General features: G+C 70.9%; 21 protein-coding genes. 7 read left to right on the plus strand and 14 right to left on the minus strand.

What is annotated here, in order from left to right; all coding sequences use genetic code 11:
• A partial coding sequence (locus MR1_RS20020) for an endonuclease/exonuclease/phosphatase family protein (protein WP_067244268.1) occupies positions 1-859 on the plus strand: 859 nt, incomplete at its 5' end.
• 64 nt (positions 860-923) lie between these two features.
• Positions 924-1658: a formylglycine-generating enzyme family protein gene (locus MR1_RS06705; RefSeq protein WP_067244270.1), complete on the plus strand. Its 735-nt coding sequence runs from the start codon at positions 924-926 to the stop codon at positions 1656-1658.
• An 11-nt stretch (positions 1659-1669) separates the two neighbouring features.
• Here MR1_RS06705 and MR1_RS06710 read toward each other — a convergent pair whose 3' ends face one another.
• Positions 1670-2581, minus strand: a complete 912-nt coding sequence (locus tag MR1_RS06710) for an alpha/beta hydrolase (protein WP_067244273.1) — start codon at positions 2579-2581, stop codon at positions 1670-1672.
• A gap of 69 nt (positions 2582-2650) precedes the next feature.
• On the opposite strand from MR1_RS06710, the gene MR1_RS06715 reads away from it, so the two are divergent.
• Positions 2651-3325, plus strand: a complete 675-nt coding sequence (locus MR1_RS06715) for a TetR/AcrR family transcriptional regulator (protein WP_067244275.1) — start codon at positions 2651-2653, stop codon at positions 3323-3325.
• A gap of 193 nt (positions 3326-3518) precedes the next feature.
• A complete protein-coding gene (locus tag MR1_RS06720; protein WP_169797659.1) occupies positions 3519-4370 on the plus strand; it encodes a PrsW family intramembrane metalloprotease in 852 nt (283 codons plus the stop codon).
• 55 nt (positions 4371-4425) lie between these two features.
• On the opposite strand, the gene MR1_RS06725 is transcribed toward MR1_RS06720, so the two are convergent.
• Positions 4426-4869 carry a DUF6194 family protein gene (locus MR1_RS06725; RefSeq protein WP_067244280.1) on the minus strand — a complete coding sequence of 148 codons (444 nt, stop codon included), beginning with the start codon at positions 4867-4869 and terminating at the stop codon, positions 4426-4428.
• 60 nt (positions 4870-4929) lie between these two features.
• On the opposite strand from MR1_RS06725, the gene MR1_RS06730 reads away from it, so the two are divergent.
• Entirely contained in the window at positions 4930-5640 is a 711-nt protein-coding gene (locus MR1_RS06730; RefSeq protein WP_067244282.1) for a MerR family transcriptional regulator, read from the plus strand.
• A gap of 53 nt (positions 5641-5693) precedes the next feature.
• Here MR1_RS06730 and MR1_RS06735 read toward each other — a convergent pair whose 3' ends face one another.
• Together MR1_RS06735 and MR1_RS06740 are read right to left on the minus strand one after the other, a co-directional pair.
• Positions 5694-6296, minus strand: a complete 603-nt coding sequence (locus MR1_RS06735; RefSeq protein ID WP_067244284.1) for a response regulator transcription factor — start codon at positions 6294-6296, stop codon at positions 5694-5696.
• Positions 6293-7492 carry a sensor histidine kinase gene (locus MR1_RS06740; RefSeq protein ID WP_067244286.1) on the minus strand — a complete coding sequence of 400 codons (1200 nt, stop codon included), beginning with the start codon at positions 7490-7492 and terminating at the stop codon, positions 6293-6295. The genes MR1_RS06735 and MR1_RS06740 overlap by 4 nt, the downstream gene beginning before the upstream one ends.
• A 154-nt stretch (positions 7493-7646) precedes the next feature.
• On the opposite strand from MR1_RS06740, the gene MR1_RS06745 reads away from it, so the two are divergent.
• Positions 7647-8192, plus strand: a complete 546-nt coding sequence (locus MR1_RS06745) for a small multidrug efflux protein (RefSeq protein WP_067244289.1) — start codon at positions 7647-7649, stop codon at positions 8190-8192.
• Positions 8193-8259: 67 nt separating this feature from the next.
• Here MR1_RS06745 and MR1_RS06750 read toward each other — a convergent pair whose 3' ends face one another.
• Positions 8260-8928: a response regulator gene (locus MR1_RS06750; protein ID WP_067244292.1), complete on the minus strand. Its 669-nt coding sequence runs from the start codon at positions 8926-8928 to the stop codon at positions 8260-8262.
• A 347-nt stretch (positions 8929-9275) separates the two neighbouring features.
• Between MR1_RS06750 and MR1_RS06755 the strand changes: the two genes are divergently transcribed.
• The gene (locus tag MR1_RS06755; RefSeq protein ID WP_255218109.1) at positions 9276-10364 is read left to right on the plus strand and encodes a sensor histidine kinase; all 1089 of its coding nucleotides are present in this window, start codon (positions 9276-9278) and stop codon (positions 10362-10364) included.
• Positions 10365-10805: 441 nt separating this feature from the next.
• Here the strand turns inward: MR1_RS06755 and MR1_RS06760 are convergent, their stop codons facing one another.
• The 9 genes from MR1_RS06760 to MR1_RS06800 all read right to left on the minus strand — a co-directional run bounded on the left by MR1_RS06760 (position 10806) and on the right by MR1_RS06800 (position 18613).
• Positions 10806-12068 (minus strand): dihydroorotase, encoded by a 1263-nt coding sequence (locus tag MR1_RS06760; RefSeq protein WP_067244298.1) that lies wholly within the window; start codon positions 12066-12068, stop codon positions 10806-10808.
• Positions 12065-12826, minus strand: a complete 762-nt coding sequence (locus MR1_RS06765) for an iron-sulfur cluster-binding protein (protein ID WP_217996193.1) — start codon at positions 12824-12826, stop codon at positions 12065-12067. The genes MR1_RS06760 and MR1_RS06765 overlap by 4 nt, the downstream gene beginning before the upstream one ends.
• A gap of 80 nt (positions 12827-12906) precedes the next feature.
• Complete coding sequence (locus tag MR1_RS06770; RefSeq protein WP_067244302.1) at positions 12907-14175, minus strand: M20 family metallo-hydrolase; 1269 nt, start codon at positions 14173-14175, stop codon at positions 12907-12909.
• Positions 14175-14615: a hypothetical protein gene (locus MR1_RS06775; protein WP_067244303.1), complete on the minus strand. Its 441-nt coding sequence runs from the start codon at positions 14613-14615 to the stop codon at positions 14175-14177. Before MR1_RS06775 ends, MR1_RS06770 begins: the two co-directional genes overlap by 1 nt.
• 10 nt (positions 14616-14625) lie before the next feature.
• Positions 14626-15051, minus strand: a complete 426-nt coding sequence (locus MR1_RS06780; RefSeq protein WP_067244305.1) for a hypothetical protein — start codon at positions 15049-15051, stop codon at positions 14626-14628.
• Positions 15048-15893 (minus strand): IclR family transcriptional regulator, encoded by an 846-nt coding sequence (locus MR1_RS06785; RefSeq protein ID WP_067244308.1) that lies wholly within the window; start codon positions 15891-15893, stop codon positions 15048-15050. Before MR1_RS06785 ends, MR1_RS06780 begins: the two co-directional genes overlap by 4 nt.
• On the minus strand, positions 15893-16819 hold the full coding sequence (locus tag MR1_RS06790; protein WP_157517934.1) for a dihydroorotate dehydrogenase: 927 nt from the start codon (positions 16817-16819) through the stop codon (positions 15893-15895). The genes MR1_RS06785 and MR1_RS06790 overlap by 1 nt, the downstream gene beginning before the upstream one ends.
• Positions 16816-17589: an ABC transporter permease gene (locus tag MR1_RS06795; protein WP_067244312.1), complete on the minus strand. Its 774-nt coding sequence runs from the start codon at positions 17587-17589 to the stop codon at positions 16816-16818. Before MR1_RS06795 ends, MR1_RS06790 begins: the two co-directional genes overlap by 4 nt.
• Positions 17579-18613 carry an ABC transporter substrate-binding protein gene (locus tag MR1_RS06800; protein WP_067244315.1) on the minus strand — a complete coding sequence of 345 codons (1035 nt, stop codon included), beginning with the start codon at positions 18611-18613 and terminating at the stop codon, positions 17579-17581. Before MR1_RS06800 ends, MR1_RS06795 begins: the two co-directional genes overlap by 11 nt.

Below are 18613 nucleotides of genomic sequence, written 5' to 3' on the forward strand. Positions count from 1 at the left end.
GGCGAGCGTGCTGCTCGCCGTGTGGGTGCTCCTCGGGATGCTCCCGGGGCAGGTCGGCGCGCTGGTCGCCGCGACGCTGCCGTGGGTGGGCGCCGCGATCGCGGTGGCCGTCGTGCTGACGGCGCTCCTCGCGCGGCGGGCCGTCCTCGTCCCGCTCGCCGCGGGCGTCGTCTGGTCTCTCGCGATGATCCCGGCGCTGCCCGCACTCCCCGGGTCCGGCACCGGCGCCCTCACCGTCGCCAGCCAGAACGTGCAGGCGAACTCCGGAGGGGTCGCCGCCTCCGCTCGCACGCTGATGGACACCGGCGCGCAGATCGTGACGCTCACCGAGCTCGACGGCGAGAGCGGCGCGGTGGCGGACGAGCTCCTCGGGCAGCGGTTCGCGTACTCGTACCGGATCGGGACCGTCGGCGTCTGGAGCGCCTACCCGCTGGTCGACACGGAGCCGCTCGATCTCGGGCTCGGCTGGAACCGCGCCTTGCGCGTCGTCGCGGACACGCCGGCAGGCCCCCTGAGCGTCTACCTGATCCATGCCGCCTCCCTGCGGCCGGGCGAGCAGCACGCACGGGACACGATGCTCTCCGCGCTGGCGGACGAGATCGCCGCGGACGACGCCGACCGGGTCCTCGCGGTCGGCGACTTCAACGCGACGCCCACCGACCCGGCCCTGGGACCGCTGCGAGCGAGCGCCGACTGGGTGCGCCCGACAGAGGCGGGCCTCGGCCTGACGTGGCCCGCGGCCTTCCCGCTCGCGCGGATCGACCAGGTCTTCGAGCGCGGCCTGTCCGTCGTCTCCTCGACCGTCGTCCGCGCCGGCGCCAGCGATCACCTCGCCACGCTCACGACCGTGGACTTCTGACGAACGGCGCCCGTGCCCCGGGATGCCGGGAGGATGGGATGACCGGATCTCACAAGGAGGACGCATGCCCGACGAGGCCATCGACTGGGTGGAGATCCCCGCAGGGACGCTCCTGCGCGGCACGCCCGCGGACGACCTCCCCGACATCGCCGAGCGGTTCTCGGACACCGGCGTCCCCATGGCCTGGTACGTGAAGGAGGTCCCGCGCACGCGGATCCGCGTGCCGGCGTTCCGGATCGCGCGGACTCCCGTCACGGTCGGGCAGTGGGAGCCCTTCGCCGCCGAGACCGGTCGCTCGCTGCCGGACGGCCCGGCGGACCACCCGGTGTTCGGCGTCTCCTGGGATGCGGCGGTCGCCTTCTGCGCGTGGACGGCGCGCCGCACCGGCATGGACGTGCGCCTGCCGACCGAGGACGAGTGGGAGCGGGCCGCCCGAGGCGACGACGCGCGCGAGTTCCCCTGGGGCGACGAGTACCGTCGCGGGCTGGCGAACCTCGTGGATCTGGGACTCGGCACGACCACTCCGGTGGGCTCGTTCCCGGGCGGCGCGAGCCCGTTCGGCGTCCTCGACATGGCCGGGAACGTGGATGAGTGGACGTCCACGCTCTACGCTCCCTATCCGGGCGCGCCGCCTGAGCTCGCCGCGACGGAGTCCTGGGCGTTCGACCCGCACATCACGCGCGGCGGCGCGTTCCGCCACGACCGCGATCTCGCCCGGTGCGCACGTCGGCACGGCGCGTACGAGGAGGATCTGCGCGCGATCGGCGTCGGCTTCCGGCTGGCGGCCTCGGCGGCGTGACGCAACCCCGGTCAGGCCGCGTCGCGTCCTGATCCGGCCCGCGAAGCCGCCGGCACGCCGGGCCGAGTCGTCTCGCCGGGTGCGACGGCGACGGCACCGACCGCCTCGAGCACGGTGTCGAGCGTCACGTCCGCCTCGAGGATCCGGGTGTGCCCGAGTCCGGTGGTCTCGGTCACCTCCACCCGGCCCGGATGCCGCTCGGCGAGGCGCCGGCTCTCTCCCACCTCGGACCACCCGTCCCCGGCATCGTGGACGATCCGGATCCGGAGGTCCGCGGGGAGCTCGCGGGCGAGCAGGTCGTAGGACGCCGCGTCGACGCCGTCGCGCCGCAGCCGCCGTGTGAACCATCCCTCCTGCCGGATCCTCGCCTTCTCGCCGAGTCCGGCTCCGCGCGCGAACGCCTCGCTGAGGGCCGAGTACCGGACCACCGGTGCGATCGCGACCATGCGCCGTGAGATCCCCCCGTCGGCGACGGCGGTGAGCGCGGCCAGCGCTCCGGCCGAGTGCGCCACGACCGCGTGGAAGCTCCCGCCGTCCTCCTCCTGCGCCAGGGCGTCGATGATCCGGCGGTACTCGCCGACGTGGGTGCGTCGCCCCGGCGAGTCCCCGGAGGCGGGCGCGTCGAAGGCGACGACGCGGTAGCCTGCGAAGAGCAGCTCGCGGATGATCGCTCCGAACTGCGATGCCCGCCCGCGCCAGCCGTGCACGATGAGCACGGCGCGGGGTCCGGTCCCCCACTCGTACACGATGACGCGGTGCCCGCCGAGGTCGCGGACCCGGCGCCGGGCGTCGTCGTGGGTCGCCCGGTCGCGCGGGCGCACCGGCAGCCGACGGCCGGCGCTGATGTACCCGGGATAGGTCGCTGCGGCGGCCAGGACGGGCGAGAGACGGTCGAGCGAGCGGACGAGGGACCGGACATCCATGGCGACTCCAAACAATACGGACGATCGTTCATATATCTATACGCACGATCGTACTGATACCTTGGGGCGATGACAACAGCGATCGACGGACGCCGGGCGCGGGGAGACCGCTCCCGCCGAGCCGTCTTGTCGGTCGCGACCCAGCTCGCGTCGACGGACGGCCTCACCGGGGTCTCGATCGCCCGGCTCGCGGCCGAGACCGATGCCAGCAAGAGCGGTGTCGCGGCCCTGTTCGGATCCAAGGAGCAGCTCCAGCTCGCCGTCGTCGCCGAGGCTCGCCGCGTGTTCATCGAGGTCGTGGTCGAGCCCGCGCGCGCATACCCGCGGGGCCTTCCGCGCCTGTGCGCCCTGGTGCGCGCCTGGATCGACTACTCGTCCGGGCGCACGTTCACCGGCGGCTGCTTCTTCCTCGCCGTCGCCGCGGAGTACGCGGCGCGCCCGGGTGCCGTGCGCGACGCCGTCTCCGAGGCGATGGAGCTCTGGCGCTCGTACCTGGAGATCTCGATCTCCCGAGCGATGGCAGACGGGGATCTCCCCGGGCTCGACGACGCACGGCAGCTCGTCTTCGAGCTCGAGGCCCTGCTCGCGCATGCGAACGCCGAGTCGGTGCTCCGCGGCGGCGACGCCCCGTACCGCCGTGCCGAGCGCGCTCTCGTCGAGCGCCTGCACGCCCTCGGTGCCGCGGACGCGACGCTCGACGCTCCGCGCGTCTCCCCGCGAGGCCCTCAGAGCGCCGACCTGTGACCGACTCGTCGGCGTCGCGGATCGGCTCCGACCCCTCTCCGGGACCGTACGGGGAACCACATAAGCGACGGCGGCACCGAATGCGCGCTCTTGCAAACTGCTCGTGAGAAGTGCTCAGTCCCTTACGGGTCTGACCCGAGCATCCGCAAAGCCAGGAAGGAAGGAGAGAGCCGTGTCTACGATGACGCCCCCCGTGAAGAGAGCCACCACCTGGATCTGCGTGGTGATGGCGGTGATCTCGGCAGCCGGGGCCGCCATGTACCTCCTTGAGATTGTCCTCAAGCCGACTCAGGCCTTGGTCGGGTGGGCCGGCGGGGTCGGCATCGCCGCCGTTCTGGTCCTCATCGGGATCGCCCTGTTCCCGAAGAATCGTGTGCCGTGGCGGTTCCGGTGGCTCTCGATCGGGTTCGGAGCGTTCTTCGCGACGACCGTTGCGGGCCTGAATCCGTGGCAGTCATCCGTGACCGCCCCGTTCGGGGAAGAACTGACGAAACTCGCGATCACCGCGACCCTGCTGTGGATGATCCGGGGCGAGCTGCGGGGCCCGCTCGACGGACTGATCGTCGGGTACTTCACGGGTCTCGGGTTCGAGGCCTTCGAAGACACCACCTACGTCATCAACCTCGACGATGCCAGTCAAGCGTGGACGGTGCTCGCCGAACGCGCTCTGATCGGGTTCGGGCTGCACAACGTGTTCGCCGGCCTCGCGGGGATGGGGATGGCACTCCTGCTGGTCCGTGGGCGCAAGGCCTGGGGAACCCTGCTCGGGTTTCTCGCCGCCGCGATCGCCCTCCATTTCGTATGGGACAACTTTCAACCCGACCTCGGCGTCATTCCGACGCCCCTCGGCTTCGACCTGCCTATCGGGGTTCTGTTGGTCTATCTGCTGTTCCTCGGTGTCTTCGCCGTCGCGCTGATCTGGGCGCGCCGTCATGACGACCCCGCCCAGCGAGGCACGCCCGCCAACGAATCCGGTCCGGCCGTCTCGTCGTCCGCAGCCTCGCAGTCCCTGACGCGCCGCGACGACCGGGATTCGGAGGCGTAGGCCGCCAAGGTCCGGCGCTGCGTCTCGGTCAGCGCTTGCGCCGAGCGCGGCAGGGTCACCCTCGTTCCGCGCGACGCCGCGTACGGGCGCGAGCGGCGTCATGCGCCTCCTTCAGGAGAGCCAGGACGGTGCCCGTCGTCGCCGCCCCAGGGTTCACGACCGACACCCACCCGGCGTCTCCGTACACGGGGTGCCGGGCGATGACGTCAACGCCCGCCGCGTCCGCGGCCGGGTCCGCCACCTCCGCGAGCCGCTTCCGTCCGACGTGGATGTTCACGCGGAAGCGCCCCGCGGCCGAGAGTCGCGAGCTCTCGTCGTCGGGATAGTCCTTGGTGATGATCGTCCCGTAGGGCTGAGTCCGTTCCGGCATGACGCCGTCGGGTGCGTAGTAGAAGAAGGCGTCGCCCCACGCGAGTTCCGGGAACGGCGCCGAGTGGGGTTCCACGACAAGGACGCCGTCGAACCCGTGGACGGCGTCGAGGATCTGCTGCATCGTCATGCTTCCATGGTCCGCTTCATGTGCTTATGTGGACTTTGCGATGTCAGCGAGCGGATCTCCATGGAAAAGCCTCAAGAGCGGATCTTCACCACCGCGCAGATCGGCCGGATGGTCTCCTACTCGACCCAGCAGGTGCGTGATCTGGAGAGGCTGGGCGTGATCCCGCCCGCGGCACGCGGACCCAACGGGTACCGCCGCTACCGGCCGGAGCATCTCCTCGCGCTCCGCGCCTACCGCGCCCTCGCCGCGGCGGTCGGTCCCGTCCCGGCCCGTCGGCTCCTGCCCGTCCTCCGCACCTCGTCCCTCGATGCGGCGGCCGAGATGCTCGACGACCTCCATACCGGGATCGCCGAGGAGCGCCGTCGCGTGCGGGAGGCGCTCCGGTCCCTCGACGCGATCCTCCGGGACGACGACGCACCCTTCGACGACAGGGACGCGATGGGCATCGGCGAGCTCGCCGATGCCCTCGGCGTCCGCACCTCGGCCCTGCGCCACTGGGAGGACCAGGGGCTCGTCCGCCCCGAGCGTGCGGAGCGGACCCGGGTCCGTCGCTTCGGCGCGGACGCGATCCACGCCGCGCGCATCGTCGCGGCGCTCCGTGCCGGAGGCTACCCGATCCCTCCGATCGGGCAGGTGCTCGACGACCTGCGGTCCCACGGGCGTGGACTCCCCGCCCGCGCCCTCCTCGAGCAGCGCCTGGCCGACCTCTCCCGCCGCAGCGTCGCCCTCCTCGCGGCGGCGGGCGACCTCCACCGCCTCCTCGACCGCTGATGCGCGGGCGGTGGGACAGCCGTCATCCTCCGTCGCGCACGCCGCCCGGGCGATCAGATCCAGCCGCGCTCCTCGGCGAGGAGCACCGCCTGTTGGCGGGTGGCGACCCCGAGCTTGGCGAGCACAGCGGAGATGTGATTGCGCACCGTCCCCGGCGCCAGCGAGAGCGTCCGCGCGATCTGCCCGGTGGTCTCGCCGCGGCGCCCCGCACGCAGCACGTCGAGCTCGCGGTCGGTCAGCGGCGAGCGCTCGTCGCTCAGCGCGTCGGCGGCGACCTCGGGATCGACGTATCGCGAACCTGCGGCGACCCGGCGGATGACCGCAGCCACTTCGTCGGCTCCTCGGGACTTCGGCAGGAAACCGGCGACGCCGGACGAGAGGGCGCGGCGCAGCACGCCCGGGCGCGCGTGCCTGGTCACCACCACGCAGCGGGTCGCGATCGACCGGCCCAGCTGCGCCGCGACCTCGACGCCGTCTCGGCCCGGCATCTCCAGGTCGAGCAGGCACACGTCGGGCTTCAGACGCAGCGCCTCCGCCAGCGCCTCATCGCCGTCCGCGCATTCGGCGACGACGTCGATGTCGTCCTCCAGCCGGAGCAGGGCCGCGAGCGCGGAACGGATCATCCCCTCGTCGTCAGCGAGCAGGACCCGGATCATCGGGCGTCCCCGTCCGGCACGGACACCGAGAGCGCGAACTCGTCCGCCCCGCGACGCACCCGGATCGTACCTCCGGCCTCGGTGATCCGCCGCTCGATGCCCTCCAGACCGGATCCGTCCGCGTCGGCGAGGCGGTCCGACGGCGCGTCGTTGACGATCTCATAGCGCCAGCCGGCCGCCTCACGACGCAGGGTGAGACGTGCGCGCCGCCCGCCCCCGTGCCGCAGCACGTTGGTCGTCGTCTCCCGGATGACGGGTCCGAGGGCCGCCGTCGGCGCCTCGTCCGCGTCGGCGGCGATGTCGGCCTCCACGGCCAGCCCCGCGGCGGCGAGCAGGTCCCGGGCGTTGGCGAGCTCATCGCCGAGCGGCACGGACCGGAACCGCAGCGCCAAGTCTCGCGTGCCCTGACGCGCCTCGTCCACGCTGGCGCGGGCCGCGCGGAGCTGTTCCAGCGCCGCGTCCGGGTCCCTCCCCATCAGGCGTTCGGCGAGCTCGAGCTGAAGCGCGATCACCTGCAGGTGGTGGCCCTGCAGGTCGTGGACGTCCGTGGCCACGCGCAGCCGCTCCTGGGTCGCCGCCAGCCGCGCCTCCGACAGCCGCGCGCGGTCCAGGGCGACGAGCACGTCCCACCACCACAGCGACGTCACGCTCATCGACGGCAGCGTCACCGCGAAGAACACCGGAACCCAGCCGATCGGCATCAACCACGGGATGCCGCGCGCCCCGTCGATCACGGCGAGCACGAGGAGGAGGCCGGTGAGCCCGACGACCACCCGGAGCCGGACGCCCTTCGGCCAGTTCCACAGCGTCGCGCACTGCGCCACGGGCGTCGCGAGGACCACCCAGCTCCCCGTGAGATACCCGGCGAGGACGCCGAACACCACGGCAACCAGGACCGGCGCGACAAGACGCCACCGCGACCGCGGGCGATCGGCGTCGCCGCGCCGGCGGTAGTCCCGCAGGAGCAGCAGTGTCGACGCCACCCAGAGCGACCCGCCCAGGCCCATCGTCAGCGGGACGGCGGGGCCGGTGCCGTCGGCGGCGATCACGACGGCCCAGAGGAAGAGCACCGCGACCTCGAACGCGATCACGGCGGACGCGGTGTACCACCAGGTCGCCGTGATCCCCCTCGCCAGCTGGCGTGCTCCCGGGGACGGGTCGGCAGCCGGCGCAGGACGATCGGACGCGGTGCTCACCCGCCCCACGATAGGGCCATGACACTTGTCACGGTCTGCCGGTGCAAACCGCACGACCATCGATGACGCGGCGGCACTGCCGCCGCACGACCGGCTCCGGTGGACTGGTCTCTGCCGGCGCACCCGCCCCGGCGGACCGACAGGAGCATCGACCATGAACCTCATCGACACCTTCCAGGACCTCGTCGCGAAGGTGCCCGAGCTCGTCCAGCCCCTCATCGTCGCGCTGGCCGGAGCCGTGCCCTTCATCGAGGGCGAGGGCGCGGCGGCGATCGGCATCGTCGGCGGCATCGCTCCCGTCGTCGCCGCGATCGCGGGGATCGTCGGCAACTTCCTCTGCGTGACGGTCCTCGTGCTGCTCAGCTCCGGTGCACGCAGCGCGATCACCAGCAGCCGGCGGTCACGCACGGCGGTCGCTGCGGGCAGCGCGGCGTCGTCTCTGGAGGACGCCCCCGCGGAGTCCGGCAGCAAGCGTCGCGGTGCGCGATGGGAGAAGTTCCAGCGGGCGTTCGAGCGCTACGGGGTCCCCGGCGTGAGCCTGCTGGGCCCGCTGCTGCTCCCGACCCACTTCACCGCGACCATGCTCGCCGCCTCGGGCATCGGCAAGGCGCGGATCCTGTTCTGGCAGGGCGTCGCCATCGTAGGGTGGACGACGGTCGTCACGCTGCTGATCACCGGCGCGATCACCGCGCTGCGCTGAGCCGGCGGCAGCGGCCCGTATCGGGCACCGTCGGACAGGCCTCGTCGGATCGAGGGGCGCCTCCGCCTCAGACGAATTCGACGAGGCCGACGCGTGCGGCCGTCACGAGGACCTGCACGCGGTCGCGCACCTGCCACTTCGCCATGATGCTGCCGAGGTGCGCCTTCACCGTCCCCTCCGAGACGTGGATCGCCACGGCGATCTCGGAGTTCGACATCCCCTCCGCGAGGCGCTGGAGCACCTCCTTCTCCCGATCGGTGAGCGGTTCCAGGCCGTAGGCGCCCGAGGCCTGCTTCGTGTCGCGGACGTGCTGGACGAGCATCGCGGCGATCCTCGGTGAGAGCGAGCTCTCCCCCTGATACGCCTGCTTGAGCGCACTGACGATCTCGTCGGCGCTCGAGTCCTTGAGCATGTACCCGGAGGCCCCGGCGCTCAGCATCGGGAGCACGGTCTCCCGGGTGTCCAGCGTCGTGACGGCGACCACGCACGCCTCCGGCCAGCGCGACACGATCTCCTCGGTCGCCTCGATCCCGCCCATCCCGGGCATCTGGATGTCCATCATCACGACATCCGGATGGAGCCGCTCGAAGGCCTCGATCGCCTCTGCGCCGTCGGTCGCCTCTCCCACGACGGTGATCTCCGGCGCCCGCGAGACGAAGTGCGTCAACGCCACGCGCACCAACGGATCGTCGTCCGTGATGAGTACTCGGATCTCCCCCGTGCCGCCCTCTTCCATGGGCCGATCCTACGTCCGTCCGGTCGTTCCGGATACGAAGACCCCCGTCGGGTCTGCCCCGATCTACGACTTTCGGCTATCGAAACCCTGCCTAACAGTCAGATGTGCGCGCCTCTGCTGACCGGAAAGATCAGAGATATCAAGACGATCAGCCAATGAGGAGGTGCGATAATCATGACGTTCTGGGACGCCATCTACAACTTCTTCCGCCGCGCCTGACGCCGATAGAGGAGACTGAGGGCATGTCGAACGGCCTGCCTGCCGAAGGAGAGCGCCCTCGCTACGCGTTCGATCGATTTCGATTGGGCCGGGCAGAGGGCCTCCACCGGCCTGAGTGGATCGCACTCGTGGCCATCGTGGCAGGCAGCGTGCTCGTGGATCTGCTCCTCTTCCTGACGGCTCCAACCCCCGATCCGCTGCGCAGCGTCGTCAGTGTGACGACGACGCTGTCGTTCCTTCTCTTTCTCTGGTCGCCGGTGATCGCGACCTGCGGCTTGGGCGTGGCTGTCGCGGTCTCGCTCGCGACGGGACACGGCGGGCCCGGGCTCTTCGCGGCCGCCATCGGAGCACTCCTCGTGCTGCGGCTCGCATCCGCGTCCGTGATCCTCTCCTACGTGGCGGGCCTCCTCCTCTACACCGCACTCGTCTTCACCACCTCCGAGGACAACAGGGCGACGTCCGTCAACGTGGCTGTCGCCCTCATCATCGCGGTCGCGGCCGGAGCGCTCGGCCTCGGGATCCGCGCCGCGTACGCCCGTCGCCAGCGCCTCGAGCACGAGCTCGCCGCGAGCGCGGAGAAGGAGCGCGAGGCCGTGCTCGCCGAGCGGTCCTGGATCGCCGGCGAACTCCACGACAGCATCGCCCACCATCTGACGATCGTCGCCATGCACGCGCAGCTCCTCGACGACGAGGCCACCCGGCCGACCTCGCAGGACGCCATCCGCTCCGCGGCCCGCAAGGCCCTCAGCGATCTGCACTTCGTCATCGAGCTCGCCAAGGACGCCCCGCGCGGCACGGAGGTGGGATCCGGCGATCTGTCCGCGGCCGTCGCCGAGGCCCGCGAGGAGTTCGAGGCGGCGGGGCATCCCGTCACGGTCGTCGGCGACCCGGCCGACGAGCGCATCCCTCGCGGAGCCGAGATCATCCTCGCGCGCGTGGTGCGGGAGTCCGCCACCAATGTGCTCAAGTACGCGGCGCCGGGCGAGGTGCGCCTCGCCATCGTCGTCGGGCAGGACGACGTGCGGATGAGCATCCGCAGCCCGCGTCCGGCCACGCCCCGGCGAGACCTCCCGTCCACCGGGACCGGCCTGAACCGGATGGCCGAGCGCGTGCTCGGCGTGAGCGGCGAGTTCCACGCGGGAGAGGACGGGGAGGACTGGCTGGTCTCGATCCGCCTCCCGCTGGCCGGGACCGCCGTGGCCGCGCCCGCCGAGTGAACGGATGATGGTCGACCAAAGCCTGGCCAAAGGTCCACTAGCCTTTCGACCTTCGTCCCTCTGACGGACGGCGAATCTGCCCTAATCTCGACAGTGGGTCCCCAGCCCACACGTGGAACCCCAGTCCACGACCAGTCAGAGCCTCCCCAGTCTCTGACGCCGCGGGTCTTGCCTGAGGCACATCTTCTGCCGTTCTCAGGCAAGACCGGCGGCCCTCTTCGTTGGCCGTATGGCCGTGCCGTCTTGCTGCGCGACCGACGATGGCCGTCGTCGGATCCGACGTTCGCCCTGCCGGGACTCGACCGCGGCGTCGTCGGATCCCCCTCGTCGCCCCGCCTCTTCCTGGGCCTTCCCCGACTCCTGCGCCGCCCGGGCCTCGGCCGTGGAGACGGATCTACTGCTCGCACTGACGCGCCTGGCCGCACCGCACGGCGGGTGACGTCACGACCGCTCGCGCGAACCCCGGAAGACCTGCTGCCCGTCGACCCATGTCGCCTCGACGCTGTAGCGCACCACCCGGTCCTCGAAGGGCGTGTTCGCTGATCGGCTGACGTGGCGCGCCCCGCGGATCACACGCGAGTCGTCCGTGCGGATCAGGGTCACGGTCGCCGGTTCGCCGACGGCGACGGGACGGCCAGCGATCCCCGCGATCCCGCCGATCTCGGCGGGCCGATGAGCCATCACACGCGCGACAGCCGGCCAGTCGACCGTGCCCGCCGCGTCCTCGAAGACCTCGGCGACGATGGGCAGCGCCGTCTCGAGCGCGGTGAAGCCGAAGGCGGCATCCGCCAGCGGCCTGTTCTTGCGCGCCGCAGGATGCGGGGCGTGATCGGTCGCGACGATGTCGATCGTGCCGTCGCGCAGCCCCCTGCGCACGGCCTCGACATCGGACGGCCCGCGCAACGGAGGGTTGACCTTGAACCTGCCGTCGTCCGCGCTGACGAGTTCGTCGGTGAGGACGAGGTGGTGCGGGGTCGCCTCGGCCGTGACGGGTGCCCTACGACGCTTGGCGTTGCGGATGATCTCGACGGAACCCGCCGTGGAGACATGGCAGACGTGCAGGTGCCCGCCGGTCGCCTCGGCGAGAGCCACGTCGCGAGCGATCACGGTCTCCTCGGCCTCCTCCGGCCAGGGAACGACACCCAGACGAGAGGCGACTCTCGCATTGGCGACGCCCGCACCCGCGAGCACGGTGCTCTGCGCATGCTGAGCGAACACCCCGCCGAGTCGTGCCAGCCGGCGCAGCAGATCCTCGACCAGCGCCGGATCGTCCAGACAGGAGCCGTCGTCGGAGAAGACGGACACGCCATGCGCTCGCAGATCCTCCACGTCGACCAGTCGTCGCCCTGCCCTGCCCACCGTGGCCGCCGCGATCGCGTGCACGCGCGCCGGAGAATGACGGGCCGCACGACGAAGGCGCAAGACCTTGTCGACGTCGTCCGTCGCGGGCTCGGTGTTCGGCATCGCGAAGACGTCGGAGAACCCGCCGGCGACCGCCGCACGGGTTCCTGACTCGATGCTCTCCGCATCCTCTCCGCCGGGTTCGCGAAGGTGGGTGTGCAGATCGACGAACCCCGGCAGCACGACCAGGGCGCTGCGCTGCGCCGCAGAACCGGTGATGGCGGACAGACGACCGGACTCGTCGACGTGCAGATCGACGATCCGTCCAGGATCGTCGAAGATCCGAACGGCCTCGATGATCACGCGGACGCTCCCACGACGTCGAACACAGGGCCGTCGACGCAGACGAGAGGCCCTTCCCGGGACGGGTCCGCGGGAACGGGAGCGGCGCACCCGTGACAGTATCCGATCCCGCACGCCATGTGAGCCTCGAGCGACACCTGGACGGCGCTGCCCCATCGCTCGCCGAGCCGGGCCGCGAGCAGCGTCAGGCGGGACGATCCACACACGAAGATCGCGCGCGGCGGACGAGGATCGAAGTCTGCGATCAGCCGTCCGGCCAGGACGTCGGGGTCGCTGGAGCCGTCGTCATCGTGCACGGCGATGCTTCGCACGCCGAGTTCGCGACAGTCGTCCTCGCCGATCACCCGTCGCGACGTGCGCGCGCTGAGCACCGCAGTCGTCTCGATGGCCCTGTCGGCCGCGTCCTCGGCGACCGTCATGAAGGCGCAGACTCCGATCCCGCGGCCGAGGAGGAGCAAGGGGCCCTCCGCGGCCGGGATCTCGTACCCGCGTCCGAGCGGACCGGTGACGAGGATCTGTGATCCGGTCTCCACCTCCGCCAGCGCCTGGGTGCCCCGCCCGACCACACCGTAGATGAGCTCGATCGTGCCGTCCTCGGGACGTCGTCGGTGAATCGCCATAGGACGCGGGAGCAGCACTCGTTCCCGGCCCGGGACGGTCAGCATCACGAACTGGCCCGGCATCGCCCGGCGAGCGATGTCCGGTGCCACGATGACCAGGCGGCGGTACGTCTCGCTCACCTCTTCGTGCACGGTCACGGAGGAGTCCTGGGAGACGGGCTCGGAATGCGCTGCCGCGTCGAGCTGAACGCGCAGCCGGTCAGCGAGCGCCGGTCCGATCATTCTTCGTCATCCAGTCGGTAGAGAGCGGACAGCAGGACGTCGACGCCGCGGGCGAGGTCCCGCGCGTCCGTGTGCTCCTCGGGCACATGGCTCAGGCCTCCGACGCTGGGCACGAAGATCATTCCCGCGGGGATCCTCCGGTTCACCTGCTGAGCGTCATGGCTCGCCCCGCTGGCGAGGAGACGATAGTCGAGACCTCGCTCCGCAGCGGCAGCGGCGATGTGGTCCTTGACGGCCGCCGGCAGCACCACCGGCGAGGTGTCGGCGATGACCTCGACGGAGATCGCGGTCCCCGCCTCGTCCGCGATGTCCCGATACGCCGCGGTGAGTTGATCGACCGTGGTCCGCTGACGTTCGCTGTCGACGTCGCGCACGTCGACAACGAAATCGACACGGCCGGGGATTGTGGTGATGGCCCCCGGGAGCACGTCCAGCCGGCCGACGGTCACTCGAGTCCCGTGATGCGCTGCGTCGTTGGCGATGCGGTCTCCCGCGATGACGCAGGACGCCGCGGTGACCAGCGCGTCACGTCGCTTGTGCATCGGGGTCGCTCCCGTATGCGACGCCGTGCCCTCCACGATCACGTGCAGACGCGTGCTGCCCGAGATGGAATCGACGACGCCGATCGGTATGTCGGCGTCATCGAGGACGGATCCCTGTTCGACGTGCAGTTCGATGAACCCATGCCACTGCGAGGCGTCCCACTCCTGCGCGGCGAGGCCGTCCGGGGAGAGACCGACCTCGGACATGGCGTCGTACATCGAGACGCCGTCGGCGTCTCGCAGGCGTCGCGTGTCGGCCGTCGTCGTGAGGCCCACGGCCATGCGCGAACCGTTGCACGCCTGCCCGAACCGTGCGCCTTCCTCCGCCGCGAACGCCACGAACCGCCACGGCCGCCGGCGCGGCGCCGATGAGTCCGCCGCGAGCCGCGCGACCTCCATCGCGGACACCACGCCCGCGATGCCGTCGAACCGGCCGCCGTGGACGACGCTGTCGAGATGCGATCCCGTGCCGATCGCGCCGCGGTCGGTGCTGACGGTCGCCGGCAGCTCGGCGATGGTGTTTCCTGCGGCGTCCGTGCGCACATCGCACCCGAGACCCCGCATCCGGTCGGCGAAGAGCGTGTGCGCCTCGCGCTCGAGTGCGGTGTACGCGAGGCGGGTCACTCCGTCGCCGGGCTCGCTGATCGCCGCGAAGCGCGCCAGGTCGGCAGCGAGCAGCGAGGCGTCGGCGGCACTGCGAGCGGTGAGGCTTGCGGCCCCCATCACTGTGCGGCGTCCGTGGCGCGCACGGTCAGGCTCCCGTCGCGATCACCGTCCGCGGAGACCAGCTGGGCGACCGCGAGATGGGTGTGGCCGGCTCCCGCGAGCGCCTGGGCGGCGACGTCGATCTGCCGTGACGTCTCGGCCGCGGCGGCGACGAGCACCACGCGACTGGCGGGCATCGCCCAGCTGAAGTAGAGCAGCCCCTCGTCCTCGGCGAGCTGCACGGCAGGGACCCCGAGTGCCTCCGCCACCGCGAAGGCGATCATCGCGTTCCCCGGTCCCGCCCAGCTCGCGACGGCGTCGATGCCGAGGTCCAGACCGCGCACCGCGACAGCGATCTCGTCGGCGATCGACCGCGTCGCAGCGGGATCGATCTCGGGATTGAGCCGGTTCTCGGCTCCGGCGGTGATCCGGCGGATCTCGTCAGCGATCGTGCTCATGTCGACTCCTTCAGGTGAGGCCGCGGACGGCCGGGGTGGTGGTGAACAGTGCATCCGAGCCGGGCTCCGTGCTCCAGACGGCCACACGGGCGATGACGCGGACGGCTTCGTTGCGGTAGGCGCGCGCATCCGAGGCCGAAGCAGCCACGACGACGACGTCCTCCCCCGGCACGAGAGCGTCGGAGCCGTTGAGATATGCGACACCCGTCGCCAGGGACACCGCGGCGCCGAGCGCGTCCGCTCCCCCGCCCGTTGCGACGATCCGGTCGAAATGGGCGGGCAGCGCTCGGGACAGTTCGCTGGCGACTCGACGCAAGGTCGACGGGCGGCGCATCCACGCAGGGGTGCCGCCGCTGCTCGCCAAGCCGCCATCCGCGAGGAGGTCTGCCTGCAGTTCCGCCCGCCACAGGGAATCGTCGATCCAGCTACCGGTCATCGGAACTCTCCCATCTGCTCGCGCAGCTCCTCGGTGGTGGCCATGGGATCCGACTCGGCCCGTGCGTACCCGTTCGCGAGCGAGAGCGCCCGTCCTGCGAGGATGACCGCTCTTGCGGCCTTGACCCGGGCGGCAGAGGTGTCCATGCGCGCCGCGGCCGCGGCGATCGTCACGGCGACGTCGACGCGCCCGTCCGCCTCGTACACCGGGGCGGCGACCGCCCAGACGTCGTCGTCCAGTTCGCTGTCGCACACGTCGAAGCCGAGTTCCCGGACCTGCGCGAGGTGATCGATGACCCGGTTCACCTCGCGGATCGTGCCCGGGGTGTAGGCGTCCCGAGGCGCTGAGGTGAGCAGGCTCTCGACGAACATCGGATCCTGAAATGCGAGGATCGCTCTCGCCGATGCCGCCGCGTGCAGCGGCATCTCCTGCCCGGCGTGCACGAAGAGCCGTAGTGGGTGACGGGCCTCCACGAGCGAGATGCAGACGACGCGTGTGTCGTACATCCTGGTGAGGAAGACGGTCTCACCGGTGGTCTCGGCGGCCGCGCGTACGGCGTCGGGGGGATCCACGGTGGTCTCGGTGCGCCGGTGCTCCCGGCCGAGCCGTGTGGCCTCTGCGCCGAGCCGGTACCGCTTGGTGGTCGGAGACCGCACCACCCATCCCTCGGCCTCGAGCGTGGCCAAGAGGCGATGGAGCGTGGCGAAGGGAATCCCCAGTTCGGCGTGGATCGTCTTCATCGGCAGCCCCGACGGCGCATCGGCGAGGCGGCTGAGGACGCGAAGAACCCGGGACGTTCCGATGAGGTTCGTGCTCGCGTCGCGTGGGGTGTCGTCGGTCATCAGTGCCTCGCCAGCTCCTCGAGTCGCGCTGCGCCCCGCGCGGTGACCCGGGATCGCAGTTCTCGCACGATATCCACCATGGCGGTCGGGCGCGAGAAGGTGGCGGTGCCCACCTGCACGGCGCGCGCTCCCAGACTGATGTAGTCGAGAGCGTCATCCGCGGTCATGACCCCGCCGCACGCGACGACGGGGACGTCCACCGCACGCGCAGCCTGCCACACCAGCCTCTGCACGATGGGCTTGATCAGGGGCCCGGTCAGCCCTCCGACGACGTTGCCCAGGATCGGTCGCCGCGTGCGCTCGTCCAGAGGCAGCGCCGGCAGCGAGTTCGACACGCAGACCGCATCCGCGCCCGCGGCCTCCGCAGCGGCGGCGCAGTCGGCGATGGACGGGACCATGGGCGGCAGTTTCACGATCAACGGCCTGTCGGTCTCTTGTCGCGTCTGAGTGATGACCTCCGTGATCGCGGCAGGATCCGACCCGATGTCGCGCCCGTCCGCGTCGAGGTTCGGACACGAGACATTGATCTCGTACGCGTCCCCGGCATCGGCGAGTTCGGCGACGACGGGGGCGTAGTCGCTCGTCCGGTGCCCACCGACGCTCACGATCACCGGGGTACCCAACGCACGGTACGCCGGGTGGAGATGCTCGAGATAGCCGCGAGGCCCGAGGCTCGGGATCCCGACGCTGTTGACCATGCCCGCGGGCGTCTCGCTGAGCCGATGCGCCCCGTTCCCGCCGCGCATCTCGGCGAACACCGTCTTGGTGACCGCCGCGCCGAGCTCGTGACACGGCATCAGGGACGCCAGCTCGGGCCCGAAGCACCCGGACGCCGGCATGATCGGATTGGACAGAACCAGCGAGCCGATCCGCACCCGCAGGTCGGCTCGCGACTCTCGCGCCACCGCCATGGTCGCTGCAGTCACACGTACCTCCGAGTCAGGATGCGCTCCGCTACCCGCACCGCCTGGAACAAGGCCCAGCCGATCAGCGACAGCACGATCAGAGCCACGATCACCAGCGAGACGTCGTCGTTGTCCTGCCCCTGCTTCTCGAGGAACCCGAGACCCGCCGTCGCACCGATGAACTCGCCGATCACGGCGGCGGTCACTCCCGCGAGCAACCCGATGCCGAGGCCGGATGCGAACGCGGGAAGCGCGAACGGCAGTTCGATGCGCACCGCGCGTCGCAGGGCGCTCATGTTGAGAACGCGGGCGAGGTCGATCATGGCCGGAGGAAGGGAATCGAGCCGGGCGAGCATCGTGATCAGGACGGGGTAGAACACGACGAGGGCCACCAGCGTGATCTTCGAGCCGATGCCGAGCCCGATCCAGAGGATCAGGAGCGGAGCGATCGAGATCTTCGGCGTGACCTGGAGGACCACGACGATCGGCATCAGCAGTCGGCGGACGATGTCCACCCGGTAGAAGAGCATGGCGAGGACGGCACCGGCCACAGCCCCGATCACCGCCCCCTGCAGCACTTCGGCCAGCGTCTGCGCGGTGTTCAGCTGAAGCGAGCCGCTCGCCAGCAGCGACTGCGCCCGTGCGACGACGGCACCGGGGCCGGGGAGGACGTACGCGGGGATGCCGCCGAACTCGGCCTGCGCCCACCACCCGAGCAGGCCCGCGGCGAGCGAGGCCGTCCCGACCAGGAGCGACCTCGCCCGCGACAGCCTCGACGTGTCAGAGGTCACCGGGCTCCACCACCAGTTCCGAGGCCTTGAAGGGCTGGGGGATGATCCCGTAGTCCGCCTGGTTGTCGATCGCCGCCTGCCAACGCTTCAGGTCCCCGAATCCGAAGCCGTGGGCCTCGGTGTCCTCCGAGGTCCAGAGATCCGAGATGAAGACGTCCTTGATCACCTGCGTCACCGCGGCCTCCTGTCCGGCGAACGTGTCGGCGTACGTGGGGATCACCGAGGCCACGGACTCGTCCGGGTTGTCGATGACGTACTGCAGCCCCTTGTCGAGCGCCGCGACGAAGCCCTTCACGACAGCAGGATTCTGCTCCCGGTACGACGGGCTGGTGACCAGCACGTTGCCGAACGACGGCAGGTACTCGTTGCTGAGGATCTGTCCCACCGGGAACCCGGCCCCCTGGAGCGCGTAGTAGCGGATCCGGGAGAACGCGATCGCGTCGACTTCCCCGCTCTGCAGCGCCTGCACGATCGCACCGCCGCCGATGGTCGAGACCTCGACGTCGTCGGTGGTCATCCCGGCGGATTCGAGAATCGCCTGCAGCTGGATGTAGTTGGGGCTGCCCAGATCCGTGACGGCGATCCGCTTGCCCTTCAGGTCCGCGGGAGAGGAGATTCCCGAGGTGTCCTTGTTGAAGAGGATGGCGCCGATCCCCTCCTGGTAGGTGGTGTGCACGACGTCGATGTCGACCCCGTTCGCCTTGGCGGTGATGACCGAGTCGCCGTTCGGGAAGCCGAACTGGACGTTTCCCGCGGCGACGTTCTGCAGGATGGCCGAGCCCTCCGCATAGGTGAACTCGACGTCGATGCCCTCGTCCTCGAAGTACCCCTGCTCGACGGCTTCGTAGAGCGGTGCGTAATAGGGCACCGCGGAGCCGTCGATCTGAAGCGTCACCTTCGTGGTCTCTCCCGGCGTGCCGGTGGCGGCGTTGTTCGCGGCGGAATCGGCCGGGCTGCATCCCGCGAGCAGAAGTGCAGCAGCGGCGGTCGCGGCGGCGACCGCCGCGATGTTCTTGTGTGACAT

It is taken from the genome of Microbacterium resistens NBRC 103078 (assembly GCF_001552355.1).
In the GTDB taxonomy this organism is placed as follows: Bacteria; Actinomycetota; Actinomycetes; order Actinomycetales; family Microbacteriaceae; genus Microbacterium; species Microbacterium resistens.

Coding starts and splice junctions, on each gene's coding strand:
- MR1_RS06705 (WP_067244270.1), top strand. CDS start 924: ATGCCCGACGAGGCCATCGACTGGGTGGAGATCCCCGCAGGGACGCTC.
- MR1_RS06710 (WP_067244273.1), bottom strand. CDS start 2,581: ATGGATGTCCGGTCCCTCGTCCGCTCGCTCGACCGTCTCTCGCCCGTC.
- MR1_RS06715 (WP_067244275.1), top strand. CDS start 2,651: ATGACAACAGCGATCGACGGACGCCGGGCGCGGGGAGACCGCTCCCGC.
- MR1_RS06725 (WP_067244280.1), bottom strand. CDS start 4,869: ATGACGATGCAGCAGATCCTCGACGCCGTCCACGGGTTCGACGGCGTC.
- MR1_RS06730 (WP_067244282.1), top strand. CDS start 4,930: ATGGAAAAGCCTCAAGAGCGGATCTTCACCACCGCGCAGATCGGCCGG.
- MR1_RS06735 (WP_067244284.1), bottom strand. CDS start 6,296: ATGATCCGGGTCCTGCTCGCTGACGACGAGGGGATGATCCGTTCCGCG.
- MR1_RS06745 (WP_067244289.1), top strand. CDS start 7,647: ATGAACCTCATCGACACCTTCCAGGACCTCGTCGCGAAGGTGCCCGAG.
- MR1_RS06750 (WP_067244292.1), bottom strand. CDS start 8,928: ATGGAAGAGGGCGGCACGGGGGAGATCCGAGTACTCATCACGGACGAC.
- MR1_RS06770 (WP_067244302.1), bottom strand. CDS start 14,175: ATGGGGGCCGCAAGCCTCACCGCTCGCAGTGCCGCCGACGCCTCGCTG.
- MR1_RS06775 (WP_067244303.1), bottom strand. CDS start 14,615: ATGAGCACGATCGCTGACGAGATCCGCCGGATCACCGCCGGAGCCGAG.
- MR1_RS06780 (WP_067244305.1), bottom strand. CDS start 15,051: ATGACCGGTAGCTGGATCGACGATTCCCTGTGGCGGGCGGAACTGCAG.
- MR1_RS06785 (WP_067244308.1), bottom strand. CDS start 15,893: ATGACCGACGACACCCCACGCGACGCGAGCACGAACCTCATCGGAACG.
- MR1_RS06800 (WP_067244315.1), bottom strand. CDS start 18,613: ATGTCACACAAGAACATCGCGGCGGTCGCCGCCGCGACCGCCGCTGCT.